At 51.9% G+C, this 21,756-nt stretch carries 23 protein-coding genes and 3 tRNA genes; 21 read left to right on the plus strand and 5 right to left on the minus strand.

Translation table 11 applies throughout. From position 1 onward, the window contains the following. Positions 1 to 3: 3 nt before the first annotated feature. The 5 genes from tcyJ to sdiA all read left to right on the plus strand — a co-directional run bounded on the left by tcyJ (position 4) and on the right by sdiA (position 4,348). Entirely contained in the window at positions 4 to 804 is an 801-nt protein-coding gene (gene tcyJ / locus CWM66_RS10385) for a cystine ABC transporter substrate-binding protein (protein WP_035887547.1), read from the plus strand. A 107-nt stretch (positions 805 to 911) separates the two neighbouring features. Beyond that, a complete protein-coding gene (gene dcyD / locus CWM66_RS10390) occupies positions 912 to 1,898 on the plus strand; it encodes a D-cysteine desulfhydrase (protein WP_107146617.1) in 987 nt (328 codons plus the stop codon). A gap of 18 nt (positions 1,899 to 1,916) precedes the next feature. After that, the gene (gene tcyL, locus CWM66_RS10395; RefSeq protein ID WP_007371527.1) at positions 1,917 to 2,585 is read left to right on the plus strand and encodes a cystine ABC transporter permease; all 669 of its coding nucleotides are present in this window, start codon (positions 1,917 to 1,919) and stop codon (positions 2,583 to 2,585) included. Continuing rightward, positions 2,582 to 3,334, plus strand: a complete 753-nt coding sequence (tcyN, locus tag CWM66_RS10400; protein WP_007371528.1) for an L-cystine ABC transporter ATP-binding protein TcyN — start codon at positions 2,582 to 2,584, stop codon at positions 3,332 to 3,334. The genes tcyL and tcyN overlap by 4 nt, the downstream gene beginning before the upstream one ends. A gap of 291 nt (positions 3,335 to 3,625) precedes the next feature. Next, positions 3,626 to 4,348, plus strand: coding sequence for a transcriptional regulator SdiA (sdiA, locus tag CWM66_RS10405; RefSeq protein WP_007371529.1), 723 nt, complete (start codon positions 3,626 to 3,628; stop codon positions 4,346 to 4,348). A 62-nt stretch (positions 4,349 to 4,410) separates the two neighbouring features. Here sdiA and CWM66_RS10410 read toward each other — a convergent pair whose 3' ends face one another. Next, positions 4,411 to 4,635 carry a DUF2594 family protein gene (locus CWM66_RS10410; RefSeq protein WP_007371530.1) on the minus strand — a complete coding sequence of 75 codons (225 nt, stop codon included), beginning with the start codon at positions 4,633 to 4,635 and terminating at the stop codon, positions 4,411 to 4,413. A gap of 464 nt (positions 4,636 to 5,099) precedes the next feature. Here CWM66_RS10410 and uvrY point away from each other — a divergent pair, with 464 nt between their 5' ends. The 6 genes from uvrY to CWM66_RS10440 all read left to right on the plus strand — a co-directional run bounded on the left by uvrY (position 5,100) and on the right by CWM66_RS10440 (position 8,642). Continuing rightward, a complete protein-coding gene (uvrY, locus tag CWM66_RS10415) occupies positions 5,100 to 5,756 on the plus strand; it encodes a UvrY/SirA/GacA family response regulator transcription factor (RefSeq protein ID WP_007371531.1) in 657 nt (218 codons plus the stop codon). Continuing rightward, positions 5,753 to 7,585: an excinuclease ABC subunit UvrC gene (gene uvrC / locus CWM66_RS10420; protein WP_007371532.1), complete on the plus strand. Its 1,833-nt coding sequence runs from the start codon at positions 5,753 to 5,755 to the stop codon at positions 7,583 to 7,585. Before uvrY ends, uvrC begins: the two co-directional genes overlap by 4 nt. Before the next feature lie 56 nt (positions 7,586 to 7,641). Beyond that, a complete protein-coding gene (gene pgsA, locus CWM66_RS10425) occupies positions 7,642 to 8,190 on the plus strand; it encodes a CDP-diacylglycerol--glycerol-3-phosphate 3-phosphatidyltransferase (RefSeq protein ID WP_007371533.1) in 549 nt (182 codons plus the stop codon). A 149-nt stretch (positions 8,191 to 8,339) separates the two neighbouring features. Beyond that, positions 8,340 to 8,415 (plus strand) — tRNA-Gly (locus CWM66_RS10430). Between the two features lie 54 nt (positions 8,416 to 8,469). Then, positions 8,470 to 8,543 (plus strand) — tRNA-Cys (locus CWM66_RS10435). 12 nt (positions 8,544 to 8,555) lie between these two features. Then, a tRNA-Leu gene (locus CWM66_RS10440) sits at positions 8,556 to 8,642 on the plus strand. A 244-nt stretch (positions 8,643 to 8,886) separates the two neighbouring features. Here CWM66_RS10440 and tyrP read toward each other — a convergent pair. After that, a complete protein-coding gene (gene tyrP / locus CWM66_RS10445; RefSeq protein ID WP_107146618.1) occupies positions 8,887 to 10,098 on the minus strand; it encodes a tyrosine transporter TyrP in 1,212 nt (403 codons plus the stop codon). A 378-nt stretch (positions 10,099 to 10,476) separates the two neighbouring features. Between tyrP and CWM66_RS10455 the strand changes: the two genes are divergently transcribed. Then, the gene (locus CWM66_RS10455) at positions 10,477 to 10,716 is read left to right on the plus strand and encodes a YecH family metal-binding protein (RefSeq protein WP_035887543.1); all 240 of its coding nucleotides are present in this window, start codon (positions 10,477 to 10,479) and stop codon (positions 10,714 to 10,716) included. A 40-nt stretch (positions 10,717 to 10,756) separates the two neighbouring features. On the opposite strand, the gene ftnA is transcribed toward CWM66_RS10455, so the two are convergent. Then, positions 10,757 to 11,254, minus strand: a complete 498-nt coding sequence (gene ftnA, locus CWM66_RS10460; protein WP_035887540.1) for a non-heme ferritin — start codon at positions 11,252 to 11,254, stop codon at positions 10,757 to 10,759. Positions 11,255 to 11,457: 203 nt separating this feature from the next. Beyond that, positions 11,458 to 11,790, minus strand: coding sequence for a YecR family lipoprotein (gene yecR, locus CWM66_RS10465; RefSeq protein ID WP_035887566.1), 333 nt, complete (start codon positions 11,788 to 11,790; stop codon positions 11,458 to 11,460). A gap of 244 nt (positions 11,791 to 12,034) precedes the next feature. Here yecR and CWM66_RS10470 point away from each other — a divergent pair, with 244 nt between their 5' ends. Beyond that, on the plus strand, positions 12,035 to 12,673 hold the full coding sequence (locus CWM66_RS10470; protein ID WP_035887538.1) for an RpiB/LacA/LacB family sugar-phosphate isomerase: 639 nt from the start codon (positions 12,035 to 12,037) through the stop codon (positions 12,671 to 12,673). A 39-nt stretch (positions 12,674 to 12,712) separates the two neighbouring features. On the opposite strand, the gene CWM66_RS10475 is transcribed toward CWM66_RS10470, so the two are convergent. Further along, positions 12,713 to 14,137, minus strand: coding sequence for an MFS transporter (locus CWM66_RS10475; RefSeq protein ID WP_107146619.1), 1,425 nt, complete (start codon positions 14,135 to 14,137; stop codon positions 12,713 to 12,715). Between the two features lie 212 nt (positions 14,138 to 14,349). Here CWM66_RS10475 and azuC point away from each other — a divergent pair, with 212 nt between their 5' ends. The 8 genes from azuC (at position 14,350) to otsA (ending at position 21,729) form a co-directional block, all read left to right on the plus strand. After that, the gene (azuC, locus tag CWM66_RS10480) at positions 14,350 to 14,433 is read left to right on the plus strand and encodes a stress response protein AzuC (protein ID WP_017458329.1); all 84 of its coding nucleotides are present in this window, start codon (positions 14,350 to 14,352) and stop codon (positions 14,431 to 14,433) included. A 111-nt stretch (positions 14,434 to 14,544) separates the two neighbouring features. Then, positions 14,545 to 14,796, plus strand: a complete 252-nt coding sequence (locus CWM66_RS10485) for a DUF2766 family protein (RefSeq protein WP_007371540.1) — start codon at positions 14,545 to 14,547, stop codon at positions 14,794 to 14,796. Between the two features lie 105 nt (positions 14,797 to 14,901). Then, positions 14,902 to 15,459: a DJ-1 family glyoxalase III gene (locus tag CWM66_RS10490; protein WP_007371541.1), complete on the plus strand. Its 558-nt coding sequence runs from the start codon at positions 14,902 to 14,904 to the stop codon at positions 15,457 to 15,459. 316 nt (positions 15,460 to 15,775) lie between these two features. Continuing rightward, positions 15,776 to 16,756 (plus strand): arabinose ABC transporter substrate-binding protein, encoded by a 981-nt coding sequence (locus CWM66_RS10500; RefSeq protein WP_007371542.1) that lies wholly within the window; start codon positions 15,776 to 15,778, stop codon positions 16,754 to 16,756. A 71-nt stretch (positions 16,757 to 16,827) separates the two neighbouring features. After that, positions 16,828 to 18,342, plus strand: a complete 1,515-nt coding sequence (gene araG / locus CWM66_RS10505) for an L-arabinose ABC transporter ATP-binding protein AraG (protein WP_107146621.1) — start codon at positions 16,828 to 16,830, stop codon at positions 18,340 to 18,342. Positions 18,343 to 18,356: 14 nt separating this feature from the next. Beyond that, a complete protein-coding gene (araH, locus tag CWM66_RS10510; protein ID WP_007371544.1) occupies positions 18,357 to 19,337 on the plus strand; it encodes an L-arabinose ABC transporter permease AraH in 981 nt (326 codons plus the stop codon). A 186-nt stretch (positions 19,338 to 19,523) separates the two neighbouring features. After that, the gene (otsB, locus tag CWM66_RS10515) at positions 19,524 to 20,330 is read left to right on the plus strand and encodes a trehalose-phosphatase (RefSeq protein WP_035887531.1); all 807 of its coding nucleotides are present in this window, start codon (positions 19,524 to 19,526) and stop codon (positions 20,328 to 20,330) included. Then, positions 20,305 to 21,729, plus strand: a complete 1,425-nt coding sequence (otsA, locus tag CWM66_RS10520; protein WP_107146622.1) for an alpha,alpha-trehalose-phosphate synthase — start codon at positions 20,305 to 20,307, stop codon at positions 21,727 to 21,729. The genes otsB and otsA overlap by 26 nt, the downstream gene beginning before the upstream one ends. Positions 21,730 to 21,756: the final 27 nt, after the last annotated feature.

Consider the following 21,756-nt stretch of genomic DNA (forward strand, 5'->3'; position numbering starts at 1 on the left):
ACTATGAAACTAGCACTTCTGGGACGTCGGGCGCTGATGGCCGTTATGGCCGTCACGCTGGTGGCGGGGGTAAGCGCGAAAACATTCGCCGCAGAAAACCTGCTGAATAAAGTCAAAGAGCGCGGCACGTTGTTAGTCGGTCTGGAAGGCACGTATCCGCCGTTCAGTTTCCAGGGCGATGATGGCAAGCTGACTGGTTTTGAAGTGGAATTTGCCGATGCGCTGGCGAAGCATTTGGGCGTGAAGGCCTCTCTGAAACCGACGAAATGGGACGGTATGCTGGCCTCGCTGGACTCGAAGCGCATCGACGTGGTGATCAATCAGGTGACCATCTCCGATGAACGCAAGAAAAAATATGATTTCTCCACGCCCTATACCGTCTCTGGTATCCAGGCGCTGGTCAAAAAAGGCAATGAAGCGGGCATTAAAACCGCAGCCGATCTGAAAGGGAAAAAAGTCGGCGTTGGCCTGGGCACCAACTATGAAGAGTGGCTGCGCAAGAACGTTCAGGGCGTCGATATTCGTACCTATGATGATGACCCGACGAAATACCAGGATCTGCGCGTTGGCCGTATCGATGCGATACTGGTGGATCGCCTTGCAGCGCTGGATCTGGTGAAAAAAACTAAAGATACTCTGGCAGTGGCTGGTGATGCGTTCTCGCGTCAGGAGGCCGGTGTGGCGCTGCGCAAGGGTAATGAAGATCTGTTGCAGGCAATTGATGCGGCAATCGCCGATATGCAAAAAGATGGCACGATGAAAGCGCTGTCGGAAAAATGGTTTGGAACAGATGTGACGAAGTGATCGTTCCTCGTTAAAAAAGGCGCTTAAAAAAGCGCCTTTTTTATTTCATCTCTGTAAATGTGCATAATAAAAACAATACACAACGTTATCCGGTCTTCGGAGGTTTTATGTCTTTGCACAACCTGACCCGCTTTCCGCGTCTTGAATTTATTGGCGCACCGACGCCGCTGGAGTACCTGCCGCGCCTGTCCGATTACCTTGGGCGCGAGATTTTCATCAAACGTGATGATGTGACGCCGATTGCGATGGGCGGCAACAAACTGCGCAAACTGGAGTTTCTTGCTGCTGATGCGCTACGTGAAGGCGCGGATACGCTGATCACCGCAGGCGCGATTCAGTCTAACCATGTGCGCCAGACCGCCGCAGTGGCGGCGAAACTGGGTTTGCACTGTGTCGCGCTGCTGGAAAATCCTATTGGTACGAAGGCAGAAAACTATCTCAGCAATGGCAACCGCTTGCTGCTGGATCTGTTCAATGCGCAAATTGAAATGTGCGATGCGTTGACCGATCCGGCTGCGCAACTGGAGGCGCTTGCGACGCGGGTCGAGGCGCAGGGCTTTCGCCCGTATGTGATTCCGGTCGGCGGTTCTAATGCGTTGGGTGCCATGGGTTACGTCGAAAGCGCACTGGAAATTGCCCAGCAATGCGAAGGCGCGGTCGCGCTGTCGTCGGTGGTGGTGGCTTCCGGCAGTGCCGGAACGCATGCCGGGCTTGCTGTCGGGCTGGAGCAGTTGCTGCCGGAGGTCGAGTTAATTGGCGTTACCGTTTCGCGCAGCGTGGTGGATCAAAAACCCAAAGTTGTAACCTTGCAGCAGGCGATCGCCCACGATCTGGAGATCAGCGCGAATGCCGATATTGTGCTGTGGGATGAATACTTTGCGCCGGGTTATGGCATGCCGAATGATGAAGGGATGGAAGCCGTGAAACTGCTGGCGCGTCTGGAAGGGATTTTGCTCGATCCGGTCTATACCGGTAAGGCGATGGCGGGTTTGCTCGATGGCATTGAGCAGAAGCGTTTTAAAGACGATGGCCCGATCCTTTTCGTTCATACCGGCGGCGCGCCAGCGCTCTTCGCCTACCATCCGCATATCTGATCCGCAGGCAGCATTCTGATGCAAGAGAGCTTACAGCTAGTTATCGATTCCGCCCCTTATCTGCTCAAGGGGGCCGTGTTCACGCTGCAATTGAGTATTGGCGGCATGTTTTTTGGTTTGCTGCTCGGTTTTGTGCTGGCGCTGATGCGAATGTCGCCGCTGCTGCCGGTACGCTGGCTGGCACGCTTTTATATCTCGATTTTTCGCGGTACGCCGCTGATTGCACAGCTTTTTATGATCTATTACGGCCTGCCGCAGTTTGGCATAGAGCTGGATCCCATCCCGTCGGCAATGATTGGGCTTTCGCTTAACACGGCAGCGTATGCTGCGGAAACCTTGCGAGCCGCCATCTCGTCTATCGATAAGGGGCAATGGGAAGCGGCCGCCAGTATCGGCATGACGTCCTGGCAAACGCTGCGCCGCGCGATCCTTCCGCAGGCTGCTCGCGTGGCGCTACCGCCGTTGAGTAACAGTTTTATCAGCCTGGTCAAAGATACTTCGCTGGCGGCAACTATTCAGGTGCCGGAGCTGTTTCGTCAGGCGCAACTGATCACCTCACGCACGCTGGAGGTGTTCACCATGTATCTGGCGGCATCGCTGATCTACTGGGTCATGGCGACTGTGCTTTCCACGTTGCAGAACTATTTTGAAAACCAGCTTAACCGTCAGGAGCGTGATGCAAAATGAGTGCTATCGACGTTAAAAATCTGGTGAAAAAATTCCACGGACAAACCGTCCTGCACGGTATCGATCTGGAGGTACAGGAGGGGGAAGTGGTGGCGATTATCGGCCCTAGTGGGTCCGGTAAAACCACCTTGTTGCGCAGTATTAATCTGCTGGAACAGCCGGAAAGCGGGACGATCCGCGTGGGGGCAATCACCATTGATACCTCTCGATCTCCAGGCGAACAGAAAAAGGCTATCCGCCAGTTGCGCCAGCATGTCGGGTTCGTGTTCCAGAACTTCAACCTGTTTCCACACCGTACGGTGCTGGAGAACATTATTGAAGGGCCGGTGATCGTGAAGGGCGAAGCGAAAGAAGAGGCTTGTGCGCGGGCGCGTCAGTTACTGGAAAAAGTGGGGCTGAAGGGGAAAGAAGAGAGTTTTCCGCGTCGTTTGTCCGGCGGCCAGCAGCAGCGCGTTGCGATTGCCCGCGCGTTGGCGATGCGTCCTGATGTTATCCTTTTTGACGAGCCTACCTCTGCGCTCGATCCTGAACTGGTTGGCGAAGTGCTGAACACCATTCGCCAACTGGCGCAGGAGAAACGCACCATGGTGATAGTGACCCACGAGATGAGTTTTGCCCGCGATGTCGCGGACAGGGCGATTTTTATGGATCAGGGGCGCATTGTGGAGCAGGGGCCGGCGAAACTGCTGTTTTCCCAGCCGCAACATCCACGCACCCGGCAGTTTCTGGAAAAATTCCTGATGCAATAAACACGGCGCGATTCCGCCTGCCTGTTTGCTGAATTGCGTTAATTGACCTTAACCTAAATTTTTTTTGGGCGGAATTAATGGCGTGCCGATGCTGCGGCTATTTTTCGCGTATATCCCTGCAATTATCCAATAGCCGCGCAGTTTTTCCTGTAGGTTGCCAGCGTTAAATCCGGCAGCCTCTGCAACTTATTTCCACATTAGCCGATATTTTATATTTATAATTAAGTTTTATGTGTTAGCTTAATGTATACATAATAATGATTATTAAAACCAGGGGTATTACCGGTCGGTATGCAGGACAAAGAATTTTTTACCTGGCGACGCGAAATGATGTCGCGCTTCCAGGAGATGACAGCGGCTAAGGACGTTTATACAGAGTTACAGCGGCAGACACAGCTGCTGGAGTTTGATTATTTCTCACTGTGCGTTCGCCACCCAGTGCCCTTTACCCGGCCGAGGATTAGCGTTGAAACGACGTATCCGCAGGCCTGGATGCAGCAGTATCAGGCGGAGAATTACTTTGCCATTGATCCGGTGCTTAAAGCCGAAAATTTCATTCAGGGACATTTGCCCTGGAATGACAAGCTCTTCCAGGATGCGATGGTATTGTGGGATGCTGCGCGGGATCATGGCCTGCGAAAGGGGATCTCGCAGTGTCTGATGCTGCCTAATCATGCGCTGGGTTTTCTCTCGGTTTCGCGTAGCAGCCTGCTTGGTAAAATGATGCCTGAGGATGAGATTGAACTGCGGTTGCAGACGCTGGTGCAGCTCAGTCTGCTGGCGCTGACTCGACTGGAAGATCAGATGGTGTTGACGCCGGAGATGCGCTTCAGTAAGCGTGAACGCGAGATACTGAAATGGACGGCGGAAGGCAAGACCTCTGCGGAAATCGCCATGATTTTGTCGATCTCTGAGAATACCGTCAATTTTCACCAGAAGAATATGCAGAAGAAATTCAATGCGCCGAATAAAACGCAGATTGCCTGTTATGCTGCGGCGACCGGAATGATTTGATTATTCACTGCGACGAATCAGAAAGCAGCCGGCTGTCAGGTTACCTGCCAGCCGGTTTTTTATTACTGGCGGTAAGCTTGTTTAATTTGCTTAACAGTGCTGGAAAATACCGCTGCCTGAGCTTCATTTTCCATTTGTTCAATTTGCTTTTCCATTTTAATGATGACGCGGCCCGCATCCGCCTGGCCCATTGCCTGCAACATCAGCGTCAACAATGATTTCAGGCAAGCGACTTCCTGCGCCAGATCCTTTGCATTTTCAGCAGTGGAAAAATCAGGTGTGCTCAATTTATTTTCCTCGTTATGTAGCCGCGCCGTTGCGCGACGGTCACTGTCAAAGCGGCGGAGTATACCACAACCCGGCCAAAAGAATGCAGTGGTTGTTTTTTGATCGTTATTGTCTGGTTTATTAGATTAAACTTTTTGCAATGAATATCAGAATTTTCTATTAGCCAGGAATATATGTTTAAACCGCGTTTAAGCGTAGTTAATTGTTGTTACATGTTGCTCAGATAATTCTTGTGAAAGTAAAAGCCTTTTTGGCAACTTTATGAAAAATGCCGTTTAGACTTTCTTACGCAACGCCTTGAGAACATGGAAACACTTTCCACATCTTGTACAGCTTAATTTCCAGAAACGAGAACAAAATCGAAAAGTGCGGGTTATTTTACCTTTCATTATTGGGTGAAAAACCGTTAATATACGTTTAATTAGCTTTCAGCAGCGTTATCCCTCTTTTCGGAGATACTCCATTGATCAACGTACTACTTGTTGATGATCATGAACTGGTGCGCGCAGGGATACGACGCATTCTTGAAGATGTTAAAGGCATAAAAGTCACGGGTGAAGTCAACTGCGGTGAAGATGCCATCAAATGGTGTCGGGCCAATTCCGTTGATGTCGTCCTGATGGATATGAGCATGCCCGGAATCGGCGGCCTTGAAGCCACGCGTAAAATTGCGCGTGCTAACGTCGACACCAAAGTCATTATGCTTACCGTTCACACGGAAAACCCTCTGCCAGCGAAAGTCATGCAGGCGGGTGCAGCCGGTTATCTGAGCAAAGGCGCCGCACCACAGGAAGTGGTGAATGCCATTCGCTCTGTGCATTCCGGACAGCGCTACATCGCCTCTGATATCGCTCAGCAAATGGCACTCAGCCAGATTGAACCTGAAAAAACGGACTCGCCGTTTGCCAGTTTGTCTGAACGAGAATTGCAGATTATGCTGATGATCACGAAGGGTCAGAAAGTGAATGAGATTTCTGAACAACTCCATCTGAGCCCCAAAACGGTGAACAGCTATCGCTACCGAATGTTCAGTAAATTGAACATTCACGGTGATGTCGAATTGACACACCTCGCCATTCGCCATGGTCTGTGTAATGCGGAGACGTTGTTAAGTCAGTGACTGAAGTTTTCGATTCAAAAGCCTTCCTCAAAACGGTGACCAGCAAACCCGGCGTTTATCGTATGTATGACGCCGGTGGTACCGTTATCTATGTTGGTAAAGCGAAAGATCTTAAAAAGCGCCTTTCCAGCTATTTCCGCAGCAATCTTGCCTCACGAAAAACCGAAGCGCTGGTCGCTCAAATCCAACAGATTGATGTGACGGTAACGCATACCGAAACTGAGGCGCTGCTGCTGGAGCATAACTACATCAAGCTTTATCAGCCCCGCTATAACGTTTTGTTGCGGGATGATAAATCTTACCCGTTTATTTTCCTCAGCGGCGATACGCATCCCCGTCTGTCGATGCACCGCGGTGCGAAACATGCGAAAGGGGAGTATTTCGGCCCGTTTCCGAACGGCTATGCTGTGCGTGAAACGCTGGCGCTGTTGCAGAAAATATTCCCCGTTCGGCAGTGTGAGAATAGCGTTTATCGCAACCGCTCCCGCCCGTGCCTGCAATACCAGATTGGCCGCTGCCTGGGGCCGTGTGTCGCAGGGCTGGTCAGTGAAGAAGAGTATGCACAGCAGGTTGAGTATGTTCGCTTGTTCCTTGCCGGAAAAGACGATCAGGTGCTGACGCAACTTATCACCCGCATGGAGAAGGCCAGCCAGGCGCTGGAATTTGAAGAAGCCGCGCGCGTGCGCGACCAGATTCAGGCGGTACGGCGGGTCACGGAAAAACAGTTTGTCTCTAACACCGGCGACGATCTTGATGTTATCGGCGTGGCGTTTGATGCCGGCATGGCCTGTGTACACGTGCTGTTTATTCGCCAGGGGAAAGTACTCGGCAGCCGCAGTTACTTTCCCAAAGTGCCTGGTGGTACGGAGCTGGGCGAAGTGGTGGAAACGTTTGTTGGTCAGTTTTATTTGCAGGGCAGCCAGATGCGAACCCTGCCTGGCGAAATCCTGCTGGATTTCAATCTCAGTGACAGAACGCTGTTGGCCGATTCACTCTCTGAGCTGGCTGGCCGCCGGGTTAATGTACAGACTAAACCGCGCGGCGATCGTGCACGCTATCTGAAGCTGGCGCGCACAAACGCTGCCACGGCGTTGAGCACCAGGCTTTCACAGCAGTCGACCGTTCACCAGCGTCTGGCCGCGCTGGCCAGCGTGTTACAACTGCCGGAAGTGAAACGGATGGAGTGCTTTGATATCAGCCATACGATGGGCGAACAAACAGTTGCGTCATGTGTGGTTTTTGATACCAATGGGCCATTACGCGCGGAGTACCGCCGCTATAATATCACCGGTATTACGCCCGGTGATGACTATGCGGCAATGAACCAGGTCCTCCGTCGCCGTTACGGCAAAGCGATTGAAGAAAGCAAGATCCCTGACGTGATCCTTATTGACGGTGGCAAAGGGCAACTGGGGCAGGCGAAGGCGGTTTTTGCCGAGCTGGATGTTCCGTGGGATAAGCACAAGCCGTTGCTGCTGGGTGTCGCGAAAGGCGCCGATCGCAAAGCCGGGCTTGAAACGCTGTTCTTTGAGCCGGAAGGCGAGGGGTTTAGCCTGCCGCCGGACTCTCCGGCGCTGCATGTTATCCAGCATATCCGCGATGAGTCGCACGATCATGCGATCAGCGGTCACCGGAAAAAACGTGCCAAGGTGAAGAGCACCAGCTCGCTGGAAACGATCGAAGGCGTAGGCCCGAAGCGTCGCCAAATGCTGCTGAAATATATGGGTGGATTGCAAGGGTTGCTCAATGCCAGTGTTGATGAAATCTCAAAAGTGCCGGGTATCTCGCAAGGACTGGCAGAAAAGATCTTCTACTCGTTGAAACATTAGGGGCTCTGTAGCACCATAGAGCGAAAATTTACGGACAACAGACAGTTAACGCCACTATGCGATTGAATATTCCTACGTTGCTTACCCTTTTTCGCGTCATCCTGATCCCTTTTTTCGTGCTGGCGTTTTATCTTCCTTTTTACTGGTCACCATTCGTTTGCGCGCTCATTTTTTGTATCGCGGCGATAACCGACTGGTTTGACGGTTATCTGGCGCGCCGCTGGAATCAGAGCACCCGTTTTGGTGCCTTCCTCGATCCGGTTGCCGATAAAGTGCTGGTCGCTATCGCGATGGTGCTGGTGGCTGAACATTATCATACCTGGTGGGTAACGCTGCCTGCGGCTACCATGATTGCCCGTGAGATCATTATTTCCGCTCTGCGTGAGTGGATGGCGGAGATGGGGAAACGCAGCCGCGTGGCGGTATCCTGGATCGGTAAAGTGAAAACCACCGCACAAATGATGGCGCTGGTAGGGCTGCTGTGGCGTCCAAATATCTGGGTTGAATATGCTGGTATTGCGTTGTTCTTCGTTGCTGCCGGGCTGACACTGTGGTCAATGCTGCAATATCTGAATGCAGCACGTGGCGATCTGCTTGAACCTTGATCGTATCGTCGTAATTTTCAGCAAACGATCCGGGTTTTGAAAAATATCGTTGACTCAGTGCGTCAGGTAAGTAGAATGCAACGCATCGGAAGGCAGCGTAGCTCGCCAGAAGATAGCAAAATCAAGTGATTAGAACAAAACTTGATAATGCGGGAATAGCTCAGTTGGTAGAGCACGACCTTGCCAAGGTCGGGGTCGCGAGTTCGAGTCTCGTTTCCCGCTCCAAATTAAAGCATCGGCTAAAACAGCGGGTGCTGGCTGAAAAGCATCAAGATTCACGGCGCGTTAGCAAAGCGGTTATGTAGCGGATTGCAAATCCGTCTAGTCCGGTTCGACTCCGGAACGCGCCTCCAATTTCTTCCCGAGCCCGGATGGTGGAATCGGTAGACACAAGGGATTTAAAATCCCTCGGCGTTCGCGCTGTGCGGGTTCAAGTCCCGCTCCGGGTACCATGGGAAAAAAAGAATAAAATCAATGATAAGCAGTGTCGTGAAACCACCGAAAGGTGGTTTTTTTGTGTCTGTTTTTCAGCGCCGATACTATTACCGAATTCAAGCGAAGCGATTTACATTGCCTGCGAAAATATTCAAAGCGTAATTGCTTCAGGGATTCTGAAATAAAGTTTGCTGGCCGTTTCGATATCATCCACTGCACAAAAAACCGCACGAATCTTATCGCGCGGTTTTTTTTTCAGGTTCATCCCACTTCAGGTAGCAGACCGGCGACGATAAAAAACTGAATGACGATAACCGCAATGCCACAGGCGAAAATCAGGCACAGTATGGGTTTACCGCCGGGAACACGATAACTGTGTTGCGAATTATGCTTCCGGCTTTGCCAGGCCAGCATTGACGGTAACAGAAGTGCCAGCACGGAAAGCGCGACACCGGCATAGCCGAGCGCCATCACAAACCCGCGCGGATAAAACAGTGCAAAGGCCAGCGGCGGCAGGAAGGTGATCATTCCGCTTTGCAGGCGTCCGGCAGCATTGTTACGCCGCTGAAAAAGATCCGCGAGATAATCAAATAATCCCAGCGACACGCCGAGGAAAGAGGTCGCCAGCGCCAGATCGGCAAACAGATGAACTGCCAGTTCCACATGCGGTGAGGCCACCACTTCGCGCAATGCTTGCAGCAACCCGTTTAATCCTGCCTGGCTGGCCAGCAGCCCCATAAACGTTGACGAATCAATACTGCCAAGCGTTGCGAGCTGCCAGAAAATATAGGCCACCAGCGGAATGGCGCTGCCGATGATAAATATCTTGCGCAATTTGCGGATATCGCCGCCCATATAACTGACAATGCTCGGTACGCTACCGTGAAAACCAAACGAGGTGAAGATCACCGGAATTGCCGATAGCGCCAGTCCTTTTTCCAGCGGCATGGTCAGCAAATTCGCCTGGTGGACGTGCGGCATTAACAGCGCCAGCATCACCACGAGGAAGAGGAGTTTGGCGCTGAAAAGAAAGCGGTTAAACAGATCGACAAGCGAAGTACCAGCGCATACGACACCACCGGCAACAAGAGTGAACAGCAGCACACCGGCGACTGGCGAAAGCGCAACGTTAAACCACTGGCTGATGCTGGACGCCAGCAACTCTCCTGCGCCGCTGATGTACGCTGCGGTCAGCGCGTACATTAAGAACATCATACTGAAACCTGTTATCCACTGCCCATAGCGCCCAAGATAACGCCTCGCCAGCGAGCCCAGACCGGTATCGGCAGGAACATGCTGATAAACCTCCAGCAAGAGCAGGGCGGTGTAACACATCACCGCCCATAGCGCGATAAGTAACCCGAAAGTGGTGGCAAACCCAACGCCAGCTGCTGCCAGCGGCATTGCCAACATCCCTGCGCCGATCGTGGTACCGGCGACGATAAAAACACTCCCAAGTGTTCGATTCTTCACGCTTTCCTCTGCAATAAAACACACTACCAGCCTAAACTGCGGCGCAGATTAAGATAATTCAGTAGTTTCGTCAAACGACCGTTACATAGAGTGTAACGATACATTTACGGTGTTTTTTGAGCCATCTGTACAAACGAATTCTGATGGTGAAACTTTGCCCAAGGGGTTAAAGGAAGATGAGTGGAGCATCGAAAACGGTGAGTAGTTAACCGATCTCTTTTCGATCATGGCATCGTGCTGGAAACGGAAAACTATCGCTACTGCTGTCAGGCTGTAAATAAGCAGGACTGGTGCTGGACCAGATGCATGTAAACCTGTCTTAACGCAACATCTACAGATAATGTTGTGTTTATGATGCACCTTTTGTGAGGAGGATTTATGGCATCAATACATGGTCATGAAGTACTGAATATGATGATTGCATCAGGCGAACATTACACCACAGAGAGTCTCGCTGCGGCCATTACGGTCCGCTTTGGGGAAACGGCGCGTTTTCATACTTGCTCAGCAGAGGGAATGACGGCGGCGGAATTAGTGACCTTTTTAGCGGCGCGCGGAAAATTCATTCCGGCTGAAGAGGGGTTTTCCACTCACGAAAGTAAAATCTGCAAACATTAATAAAAACGGCGGTAAAGAGTATTATTTACCGCCTGCGTAATTAGTTCTGCGTATCCAGCGTCGCCAGTTCTTTATCGATGAAATACAAACCTTCGCCGCTTTTACCCGCCAGCGTTAATTTATCGATAACCGATTTAAACAATTTCTCTTCTTCGTGCTGTTCGGCAACATACCATTGCAGGAAATTAAAGGTTGGATAATCCTGAGAGGTCATAGCAACGTGCGCCAGTTCATTAATTTTCTGCGTGATCAGTTGTTCATGTTCGTAAGTGGCGCGAAACAGCACATCCAGCGAGGCATAATCAGCAACCGGCGACTCGATAGTATTGATGCGCGGCAGGCTGCCGGTATCCGTAAGGTAATCAAACAGACGCTGCATATGCGTCATCTCTTCCTGCGCGTGGCGGCGCAGGAAAGCAGAAGCGCCTTCAAAGCTGTGGTAGCTGCACCATGCGCTCATCTGCTGATAAAGCAGGGAAGAAAACAGTTCCAGATTCATTTGCTCATTTAGTTTTTCAATCATCTCTGCTTTTAACATGGCGCGGCTCCGGAAAATATAAAAATAGAATAGTGGAGCGGCCACTATAATTTGTTATTTAATTATTTGCAAAAGGTTAAATGAAAAAACATTTATTCACGAAGTGAATGAGAATAACACGCATTGCAGCGGTTAATTAAATAAATGAGAATTGTTTTGATTATTAATAAATGTGCAGGCCAGCATGATTGCTGGCCCGGCAATTACCAACTGCCCGTGGTATGGGAAAAGGCCATGCCGCGGCACTGATATTGAATAGTGACTTTTGTATTCATGCAAACCGAACCGCTGATCAGGCTACACGTTTCGATCGGTTGGCCGAAAGGCACTGCTGTAGCATAACCCATCTGCTGGCACTGTTTGTTAGCCGTTCCTTGAGCGGTGTATTGGTCGTAATTCGCGGTTTGCATCATCGACTGGTTATAGCTCAGACGCACCAGTCCACTGGTGGTATCGACACTGCTGACTTCCGCCTCTTTGGTGAGGGTACAGCCAGCAAGCAGGAGCAGCGAGGCGGCAACAAAAATTTTCTTCATGAAATCACTCTGATTCATTTTGGCATGTTCTCATCTTAACGTGCGGATCGGAGGGCAATCGGCAGAATAACCCGTGGAACTGGCGCTACTAATCGCGACGGTGAAACGACGGGGGAGTGATGCAAAACTGTGAACCCGCTTTTGATTTTTAAAACCATTTTTCATTAAATTTGAAAGTATGTTTGGCAGATAGTATGGTTTATCCAACCTTTGCTATCTGAAGCATGTTCACAGGAGATCAAAAATGAAAATTGCACTGATGATGGAAAACAGTCAGGCGGCTAAAAACGCCATCATTCTGAAAGAGCTGAAAGCCGTTGCCGATGAAAAAGATTTTCCGGTGTTTAACGTCGGCATGAGCGACGAGAATGACCATCATCTGACCTACATCCACCTGGGTATTATGGCGAGTATTCTGCTGAACGCGAAAGCCGTGGATTTTGTCGTCACCGGCTGCGGTACCGGGCAAGGTGCGCTGATGTCGCTGAACATTCATCCGGGCGTGGTGTGCGGCTACTGTATTGATCCAGCGGATGCGTTTCTGTTTGCCCAGATCAACAACGGTAATGCGTTATCGCTGCCGTTTGCGAAAGGTTTTGGCTGGGGCGCGGAACTGAACGTGCGCTTTATTTTTGAGAAAGCCTTTACCGGTCGTAAAGGGGAAGGTTATCCGCCGGAGCGTAAAGAGCCGCAGGTGCGTAATGCCGGGATCCTGAACCAGGTGAAAGCCGCAGTGGTTAAAGACAATTACCTCGATTCCCTGCGCGCCATTGACCGTGAACTGGTGAAAACGGCCGTCTCCGGCGAGCGCTTCCAGCAGTGCTTCTTTGAACACTGCCAGAACAAAGAGATTGAGGCGTTCGTTCGCGAAGTGCTGGCCTGATAAACAACCGCCGCAGCTGGCCTGGCTGCGGCGGTCTCTTTACACTTTTTTCTTCTGCGATACGGCGCTTCCGGCATCTCTGGTCAGGCGCAACGTATCAAACATGCCAACCAGGCAGATCAGCGCGATAAACACAAATGCCAGCCGGAAACTGATCCCTTCAACGCCAGTGAGATGCAGCCACTTACTGACATGTTCACCAATACGAATACCAATTGCACCAAGGGTGATACCCAGGCCGACAGCCAGTTGTGTGGCGGTACTGAACAGCGTATTGGCATAACTCATTTGTGGTGACGGAACATCGGCAAAGGCGAGGGTGCTGACGCCGGTAAACTGTACCGAACGGAAGACGCCGCCCAGGAACAGCACCACAAAGGTAAGCCAGACAGGCGTTGCCGAGGTAAGAAAAGCGCAGGCCAGCAGCGCCAGCACATTCAGCGCGCCGTTAATCAACAGCAATTTTTTAAAGCCCAGCCAGCGAATCAGCGGCGTCGTGGCGGGTTTGATCGTCAGGTTACCGGCAAATACCGCCAGCACCAGCAGCCCTGCGTGGAAAGGATCCATACCAAAACCGACCTGGAACAGTAGCGGCAGCAGAAAAGGGACGGCGCTTATTGATGCACGAAACAGCGAGCCGCCGTACATCGTCACACGAAAGGTCGGCACCTGCAGCGCATCCAGCCGGATCATCGGCCATTGCGCACGCCGGAAATGGCGCAAGGTAAAGGCCAGTGTTAAACCGCCCAGTATCAGCAACCCGCTGGTCAGCACGCCTTGCGGCTGCTCTGCGCCTAAATCCTCCATGGCATAAACCAGGCTGACCATCGCCACCGACGTGGCGATAAACCCCGGTAAATCGAACGGGCGCCGCTCCTCTTCACGAATATTGGGAATGATGCGCAGCGCCAGCAAAATCGCCATAATTCCCAGCGGCACATTAATAAAGAAGATCCAACGCCAGTCAGCGTAATGCGTAATAAATCCCCCCAGCGGTGGGCCGATGATCGGCGCGACCAGCGCGGGCCAGGTGAGCGTGGCGATGGCGGTAATAAGCTGATGTTTTGGCGTGGTGCGCAGTACGGCGAGGCGCCCAACCGGCACCATCAATGCGCCGCCAACACCCTGTAAAATACGCATGCTGACAAACATCTCTACGCTGGTCGACAGCCCACACAATATCGATGCCATGGTGAAGATAGCCAGCGCCATGGAAAAGACATTGCGCGCGCCAAAGCGATCGGCAATCCAGCCGCTGGCCGGGATCAGCACTGCAAGGGTAATTAAATAAGCGCTGATACCGATGTTCAGCGCAACAGCTTCGACACCAAACGTTTTTGCCATATCCGGCAGGGCGGTCGCGATTACCGTGCCGTCGATAAACTCCATAAAGAAAGCGCCGGCTACCAGTAGCGCAGCGGGAGAAAGACCTCCAGTCTTCCGCAAAAGGGTGCTTTCAATCATTGTGGATCTGCCATTTGCAAAAATAATTGAGAATACTAAAGAAAATTTTAGTGCGCTAACTGCAGGATTTATAACTGAATTTTTAACAAAGCTACTGCATTTTCATTTTTTGAAACGTGATTTCTATCACGTGATGGTTGATTTTTGTGATGGAGGTCATATTATGTACGCATTGAGACGTAACACCTGCATAACAAATCGCCGGAGCAAAAATGAAACTGCGTAAAATTCTGAAGCATATGTTTGAAACCTATTGCAAAACATTCAAAGACGTACCGCCAGGCGCTATGTTCTGATGATAAAAAAACCTGCTGAAGCAGGTTTTTTTATGCCTGTCGTCCGCCTGCCAGGCCTACTCATACACATGAATTCCCGCTACTATGGCGCACTTTATTTAAGGAGCGCCTATGTCACAGAATCTCTCCACCGACCAGGAACTGGTATCCGATATCGTTGCCTGTCAACTCGTCATCAAACAGATCCTCGACGTTATCGACGTCATCGCGCCGGTCGAAGTGCGTGAGAAAATGTCTCACCAGCTTAAGAGCATCGATTTTGCTACCCACCCGGCAGCGGCCGACCCGGTTACCCGCCGTGCAATCCAGAAAGCTATCGCCTTAATTGAACTGAAATTTACCCCTCAGGGGGAAGCTCACTAAGGACTCTGCCTGGCAGGGATGTGACGCAGCGGGAATTATGAAACGCTGTTTTGATCAACAATAACCCCACTTTAATCAACCCACCTTCAACGTAAGGAGTCGGACATGAAAAAAGTGGCGGTGTTGTTGGCGCCCGGTTTCGAAGAAGCAGAAGCGATTATCACCATTGATATCCTGCGTCGCTTAAATATTGAAGTCGAAACACTGGCCTGCGCGGAGTCCCGCGCGGTGGTCAGTTATCACGCTATCCCGATGGTTGCAGACAGCACGCTGGCAGAGCGTCAGGCAAAGCTGTATGACGCCGTCGTCTTACCCGGCGGGCCGCAGGGCAGCGTGAATCTGGCTGCCAGCAAAGCGGTGGTGCAATTTATTGAACAGCATGACACAGCCGGCAAGTTAATTTGCCCTATCTGTTCCGCTGCTGCGCGCGTGCTGGGCGGCAACGGCTTGCTGAAGGGCCGCCGCTATGTCTGCTCCGGCGATCTGTACGAAACTGTCAATGATGGTGAGTATGTGGACGCGCCAGTGGTGGAAGATGGCAACCTGATCAGCGGTAAAGGCCTCGGGCTGGCTTTCAATTTTGCGTTGACGATTGCTGCGCGTTTGCAGGGGGACGAAACTGCAGCGCGAGATCACGCCGATCATATCTACTATAGTTGGTGATTTTTCTGCCCGGATGCGCCCTGCATCCGGGACAAGGATAAGCTGGCTGATGTTATGGATTATCCTGCTTTTACCCTTTCTATTTGTCTGACAAAATCGGCTGTTTTTATGTGCTATATCGCTGAATTTATGTACAGAATTACTGTAATTCTGCGGTGTGATGCCGCTCTCCTATGGAGAATCAATTTCCCGCTAAAACTACTTCCAGCACAGGTGTCCAGGGATGCGCGGACTCTAATGCCTTGTTTTATTAACTTTTAAATGAACCGGTAATTATTTTTCCCTACATAAAAGAAAGCTAAAGCTGGAGTTTACCATGCACAAATTCACTAAAGCGTTGGCGGCCATCGGTCTGGCTGCCGTTATGTCACAATCCGCTATCGCTGAAACGATGAAGCTCGGGTTCCTGGTTAAACAGCCAGAAGAACCCTGGTTCCAGACTGAATGGAAGTTTGCCGACAAGGCGGGCAAAGATTTAGGTTTTGAAGTGATTAAAATCGCCGTCCCTGATGGTGAAAAAACGCTGAACGCCATTGATAGCCTGGCGGCCAGCGGCGCAAAAGGATTTGTTATTTGTACTCCGGATCCCAAACTGGGCTCAGCGATTGTCGCCAAAGCGCGGGGTTATGACATGAAAGTCATTGCGGTGGACGACCAGTTCGTCAACGCCAAAGGCGAACCGATGACCTCGGTGCCGCTGGTGATGATGGCAGCGAGCGAAATCGGCGCGCGTCAGGGTGAAGAGCTCTATAAAGAGATGCAAAAACGTGGCTGGAATGTGAAAGAGACCGGCGTCATGGCGATTACCGCGAACGAGCTGGATACCGCTCGCCGCCGCACGACCGGTTCTATGGACGCGCTGAAAAAAGCCGGTTTCCCGGAAAAACAGATCTACCAGGTGCCGACCAAATCTAACGATATCCCCGGTGCATTTGATGCCGGTAACTCCCTGCTGGTACAGCATCCGGAAGTGAAACACTGGCTGGTGCTGGGCATGAATGACAACACTGTGCTGGGTGGCGTGCGTGCAACAGAAGGCCAGGGCTTTAAAGCGCCGGATGTCATCGGTATTGGTATTAACGGCGTCGATGCGGTAAGTGAGCTGTCGAAAGCGCAGGCAACCGGCTTCTTCGGTTCGCTGCTGCCAAGCCCGGACGTGCATGGCTATAAAACAAGCCAACTGCTCTACAACTGGGTTACCAAAGGCGTTGAACCACCGAAATTTACAGCAGTAACGGACGTGGTGCTGATCACGCGCGAGAACTTCAAAGAAGAGCTGGCGAAAAAAGGACTGTAATTCTCTGTTGATTGTGCTCCCCGCTTCAGGCGGGGGGCCAGACGTACAATGAACTGCTTTACGGAGACGTTATGCAACAGTCTACTCCTTATCTCTCTTTTCGCGGCATCGGCAAGACGTTTCCCGGTGTGAAAGCGCTCAGTGAGATCAGTTTTGATTGTTACGCCGGGCAAATCCACGCCCTGATGGGTGAAAACGGCGCAGGTAAATCGACACTGTTAAAAATCCTCAGCGGCAATTACGCGCCAACCACCGGTTCGCTGGTAATAAAAGGTGAGGAAGTCACCTTCGCGGATACTACTGCAGCGCTGAATGCCGGGGTGGCGATCATCTACCAGGAGCTGCATCTGGTGCCGGAAATGACCGTCGCGGAGAATATCTACCTTGGCCAGATCCCGCACAAGAGCGGCATTGTGAACCGTTCGTTGCTGAATTACGAAGCCGGTTTGCAGCTTCAGCATCTTGGGCTGGATATCGATCCGCAAACGCCGCTGAAATATCTCTCCATTGGTCAGTGGCAAATGGTCGAAATTGCCAAGGCGCTGGCGCGCAACGCCAAAATCATCGCTTTTGATGAACCCACCAGTTCTCTCTCGGCGCGTGAGATCGACAACCTGTTCCGTGTGATCCGCGAGCTACGTAAAGAGGGCCGGGTGATCCTTTATGTCTCCCACCGCATGGAAGAGATTTTTGCGCTCAGCGATGCCATTACCGTCTTTAAAGATGGTCGCTACGTGCGCACCTTTACGGACATGCGGCAGGTCAATCATGACCAGTTGGTGCAGGCGATGGTCGGACGCGAACTGGGGGATATTTATGGCTGGAAACCCCGGGAATACGGGGCAGAACGCCTGCGGCTGGAGCAGGTTAAAGCGCCAGGCGTACGAACGCCCATCTCTTTAAACGTGCGCAGCGGTGAAATTGTCGGCCTGTTCGGGCTGGTGGGCGCCGGGCGCAGTGAATTAATGAAAGGCTTATTCGGCGGGACGAAAATTACCGAAGGGCAGGTCTTTATCGACGGTGAGCAAGTCAATATTACTAAACCGGCGCATGCCATCCAGGCGGGCATGATGTTGTGCCCGGAAGATCGTAAAGCGGAAGGCATTATTCCGGTTCACTCGGTGCAGGAGAACATCAATATCAGCGCCCGGCGCAAATACATTCGCGCAGGTTGTCTGATCAATGATGGCTGGGAAAGTGAAAACGCCGAACACCATATTCGTTCGCTCAATATCAAAACGCCTGGTGCGGAACAACTGATTATGAATCTCTCCGGTGGCAACCAGCAAAAGGCAATTCTTGGTCGCTGGTTATCGGAAGAGATGAAAGTCATTTTGCTCGACGAGCCGACGCGCGGCATTGATGTCGGGGCGAAGCATGAGATCTACAACGTAATTTACGCGCTGGCTTCCCGCGGTGTTGCGGTGCTGTTTGCCTCCAGTGATTTGCCGGAAGTGCTCGGCGTTGCCGATCGCATCGTGGTGATGCGTGAAGGGGAAATCGCCGGTGAACTGCTTCACGGTCAGTGTGATGAACAGCGGGCGCTGAGCCTCGCGATGCCGAAAGTTAGCCAGGCTGTCGCCTGAGTGAGGAGAAAATGATGTCATCTTTAACTACGTCCCGCGCACCGAAATCCTCGCTCAGCTTTGGGCGAATCTGGGATCAGTTCGGCATGCTGGTGGTGTTTGCCGTGCTGTTTATCGGCTGCGCGCTGTTTGTGCCGAACTTCGCCTCTTTCGTCAATATGAAAGGGCTGGGGCTGGCGATCTCAATGTCCGGCATGGTGGCCTGCGGCATGCTGTTCTGCCTTGCGTCCGGGGATTTTGACCTGTCGGTCGCGTCGGTCATCGCCTGCGCCGGGGTAACCACAGCAGTGGTGATTAATATTTCGGAGAGTTTGTGGATTGGCGTATTTGCCGGTTTGCTGCTCGGCGTGGTCAGCGGTTTTATTAACGGCTTCGTGATTGCGCGTTTGAAGATCAATGCCTTGATCACCACGCTTGCCACGATGCAGATCGTCCGTGGGCTGGCGTATATTATTTCCGACGGTAAAGCGGTCGGCATCGAGGATGAACGTTTCTTCACCCTCGGTTACGCCAACTGGCTGGGGCTGCCCGCGCCGATTTGGTTGACGGTTGCCTGCCTGATTATTTTTGGCTTCCTGCTCAATAGAACCACGTTTGGCCGCAATACGCTGGCGATTGGCGGTAATGAAGAAGCGGCCCGCCTGGCGGGCGTTCCGGTGGTACGCACGAAAATCATCATCTTTGTGCTCTCCGGTCTGGTCTCAGCGGCAGCGGGGATTATTCTTGCTTCGCGTATGACCAGTGGCCAGCCGATGACGTCGATTGGCTATGAGTTGATTGTTATCTCAGCCTGTGTATTGGGTGGTGTATCGCTGAAAGGCGGGATTGGCAAAATATCGTATGTTGTTGCCGGGATCCTGATTCTGGGCACCGTCGAAAACGCCATGAACCTGCTGAACATCTCGCCATTCTCACAGTATGTGGTGCGTGGTTTGATCCTGCTGGCGGCGGTAATTTTCGACCGCTACAAACAAAAGTCCAAACGCACAGTTTAAGCCTTAACGCGTAATTTTTAGACATAACCTTATAGTTTATCCCTCCACCTTACCAGCCGCTAATCCGGCTGGTAAGTCATGCTTAAAATGGCGAGCAGCGTCACACTGTCTATACTTACATGGCTAATGATAATGAGATGTTAGTGAAGAACGGCTCTCATCAAAGACTGTAAGGAGGAAACCAGGGTGGAAGACGCATTATCTGTACCGCCTCTCTTTTCCGGGAATTTTGCCTTTTTTTTCGATTTGGATGGCACCCTCGCTGACATTAAACCGCACCCGGATGATGTCTCTGTTCCGGACGCTGTGCTGGCCAGACTTTCATTGCTTGCTGAGATGAACAACGGGGCACTGGCATTGATTTCAGGGCGCTCAATCGCTGAGCTCGAGCAACTCGCCAAACCCTGGCGTTTTCCGCTGGCTGGCGTGCACGGGGCAGAACGCCGCGACATCAAGGGTCATACCGAACGGGTGACATTACCGGAAAATATCGTACAACCGCTGGAGCGTTCGCTCCGGCACGAAGTGGCATCGCTTCACGGCGTGGAGCTGGAAGCGAAAGGCATGGCATTTGCTTTGCACTACCGTCAGGCGCCGCAGCATGAAGACGCGGTTTTTGCACTGGCAAAGCACATGGTCGCGCGCTACCCGCAGCTGGCAATGCAGCCAGGGAAATGCGTGGTGGAGCTTAAACCGTCTGGCATTCATAAGGGAGCGGCCATTGCGGCATTTTTAGAGACACCGCCTTTTGCTGGCCGCATACCGGTTTTTGTCGGCGATGATTTGACAGATGAGCATGGGTTTAAAACCGTGAACGCGCTGGGGGGCGAATCAATCAAAGTTGGTGCTGGCGAGACGCAGGCAAAATGGCGTCTGGACAGCGTAAATGAAGTTTATCGGTGGCTTGAACGTATCACTGACCATCAACAAGAAAAACAACAGGCGCTAACAAACAGGAGAGATGGCTATGAGTCGCTTAGTCGTAGTATCTAATCGTATTGCTCCGCCTGACAACAAAAAGGCCAGCGCTGGCGGGCTGGCTGTAGGGATTCTGGGAGCATTAAAAGCCACCGGCGGGCTGTGGTTCGGCTGGAGCGGTGAGCTGGGGGACGAGGACCAGCCGCTAAAAAAGGTGACAAAAGGGAATATCACCTGGGCATCGTTTACCCTCAGTGATGAGCATTACGAACAGTATTATTCGCAATTCTCCAACGCTGTTTTATGGCCTGCTTTCCACTATCGACTCGATCTGGTCAATTACCAGCGTGAAGCTTGGGAGGGTTATCAGCAGGTCAATGCGCTGCTGGCGGATAAGCTGCTGCCGTTACTGAAAGAGGATGACATTCTGTGGATCCACGATTATCACCTGCTACCGTTTGCCAGCGAACTGCGCAAGCGCGGCGTGAATAATCAGATTGGTTTCTTCCTGCATATCCCTTTCCCGACGCCGGAAATCTTTAATGCCTTGCCGCCGCATGCGGAACTGCTGGAAGCGCTCTGTGATTATGACCTGATGGGTTTTCAGACCGAAAGCGACAGACTGGCGTTCCTGGATAGCCTGTCAATGAAGACTCGTCTGACCACTCGCAGCGGTAAAGAACATGTCGCATGGGGGAAAAATTTCCGCACTGAGGTTTACCCGATAGGGATTGAACCAGACGAGATTGCCAAACAGGCTGCCGGGCCGCTACCGCCTAAACTGGCACAGTTGAAAAATGAACTTAAGAACGTTAAGAACATTTTCTCTGTGGAGCGGCTTGACTACTCCAAAGGCTTGCCAGAGCGCTTCCTTGCCTACGAAACGCTGCTGGAGAAATTCCCCCAGCATCACGGAAAAATTCGCTATACGCAGATTGCGCCAACCTCCCGTGGCGAAGTACAGGCTTACCAGGATATTCGGCACCAACTGGAAACCGAAGCCGGGCGAATCAACGGCAAATATGGTCAGCTTGGCTGGACGCCGCTTTACTATCTGAACCAGCACTTTGACCGTAAAGTATTGATGAAAGTCTTCCGTTACGCCGAAGTGGGCTTAGTGACGCCGCTGCGTGACGGCATGAATCTCGTCGCGAAAGAGTATGTTGCGGCGCAGGATCCGGCCGATCCGGGTGTGTTGATACTGTCGCAATTTGCCGGGGCGGCGAATGAGCTGACATCGGCGCTGATTGTGAATCCTTACGACCGGGATGATGTTGCTGCGGCGATGGACAGGGCGCTGAGAATGCCGCTGGCAGAGCGCATATCACGCCATGCAGAAATGCTTGAAATCATTAAGGAGAATGATATCAACCACTGGCAGCAGAGGTTCCTTCGCGATTTAAAGCGCATCACGCCACGTAGCGCACAAAGCCAGCTACAGCATAAAGTGGCGACCTTTCCGAAGCTGGCTTAACGTCAGCGGCGCTCCTGCGACAGCAGG

Origin of the sequence: Kosakonia sp. H7A (genome assembly GCF_003028445.1) — a bacterium.
GTDB lineage: Bacteria > Pseudomonadota > Gammaproteobacteria > Enterobacterales > Enterobacteriaceae > Kosakonia > Kosakonia radicincitans.

Coding starts and splice junctions, on each gene's coding strand:
- tcyJ (WP_035887547.1), top strand. CDS start 4: ATGAAACTAGCACTTCTGGGACGTCGGGCGCTGATGGCCGTTATGGCC.
- dcyD (WP_107146617.1), top strand. CDS start 912: ATGTCTTTGCACAACCTGACCCGCTTTCCGCGTCTTGAATTTATTGGC.
- tcyL (WP_007371527.1), top strand. CDS start 1,917: ATGCAAGAGAGCTTACAGCTAGTTATCGATTCCGCCCCTTATCTGCTC.
- tcyN (WP_007371528.1), top strand. CDS start 2,582: ATGAGTGCTATCGACGTTAAAAATCTGGTGAAAAAATTCCACGGACAA.
- sdiA (WP_007371529.1), top strand. CDS start 3,626: ATGCAGGACAAAGAATTTTTTACCTGGCGACGCGAAATGATGTCGCGC.
- pgsA (WP_007371533.1), top strand. CDS start 7,642: ATGCGATTGAATATTCCTACGTTGCTTACCCTTTTTCGCGTCATCCTG.
- CWM66_RS10455 (WP_035887543.1), top strand. CDS start 10,477: ATGGCATCAATACATGGTCATGAAGTACTGAATATGATGATTGCATCA.
- ftnA (WP_035887540.1), bottom strand. CDS start 11,254: ATGTTAAAAGCAGAGATGATTGAAAAACTAAATGAGCAAATGAATCTG.
- yecR (WP_035887566.1), bottom strand. CDS start 11,790: ATGAAGAAAATTTTTGTTGCCGCCTCGCTGCTCCTGCTTGCTGGCTGT.
- CWM66_RS10470 (WP_035887538.1), top strand. CDS start 12,035: ATGAAAATTGCACTGATGATGGAAAACAGTCAGGCGGCTAAAAACGCC.
- CWM66_RS10475 (WP_107146619.1), bottom strand. CDS start 14,137: ATGATTGAAAGCACCCTTTTGCGGAAGACTGGAGGTCTTTCTCCCGCT.
- azuC (WP_017458329.1), top strand. CDS start 14,350: ATGAAACTGCGTAAAATTCTGAAGCATATGTTTGAAACCTATTGCAAA.
- CWM66_RS10485 (WP_007371540.1), top strand. CDS start 14,545: ATGTCACAGAATCTCTCCACCGACCAGGAACTGGTATCCGATATCGTT.
- CWM66_RS10490 (WP_007371541.1), top strand. CDS start 14,902: ATGAAAAAAGTGGCGGTGTTGTTGGCGCCCGGTTTCGAAGAAGCAGAA.
- CWM66_RS10500 (WP_007371542.1), top strand. CDS start 15,776: ATGCACAAATTCACTAAAGCGTTGGCGGCCATCGGTCTGGCTGCCGTT.
- araG (WP_107146621.1), top strand. CDS start 16,828: ATGCAACAGTCTACTCCTTATCTCTCTTTTCGCGGCATCGGCAAGACG.
- araH (WP_007371544.1), top strand. CDS start 18,357: ATGTCATCTTTAACTACGTCCCGCGCACCGAAATCCTCGCTCAGCTTT.
- otsA (WP_107146622.1), top strand. CDS start 20,305: ATGAGTCGCTTAGTCGTAGTATCTAATCGTATTGCTCCGCCTGACAAC.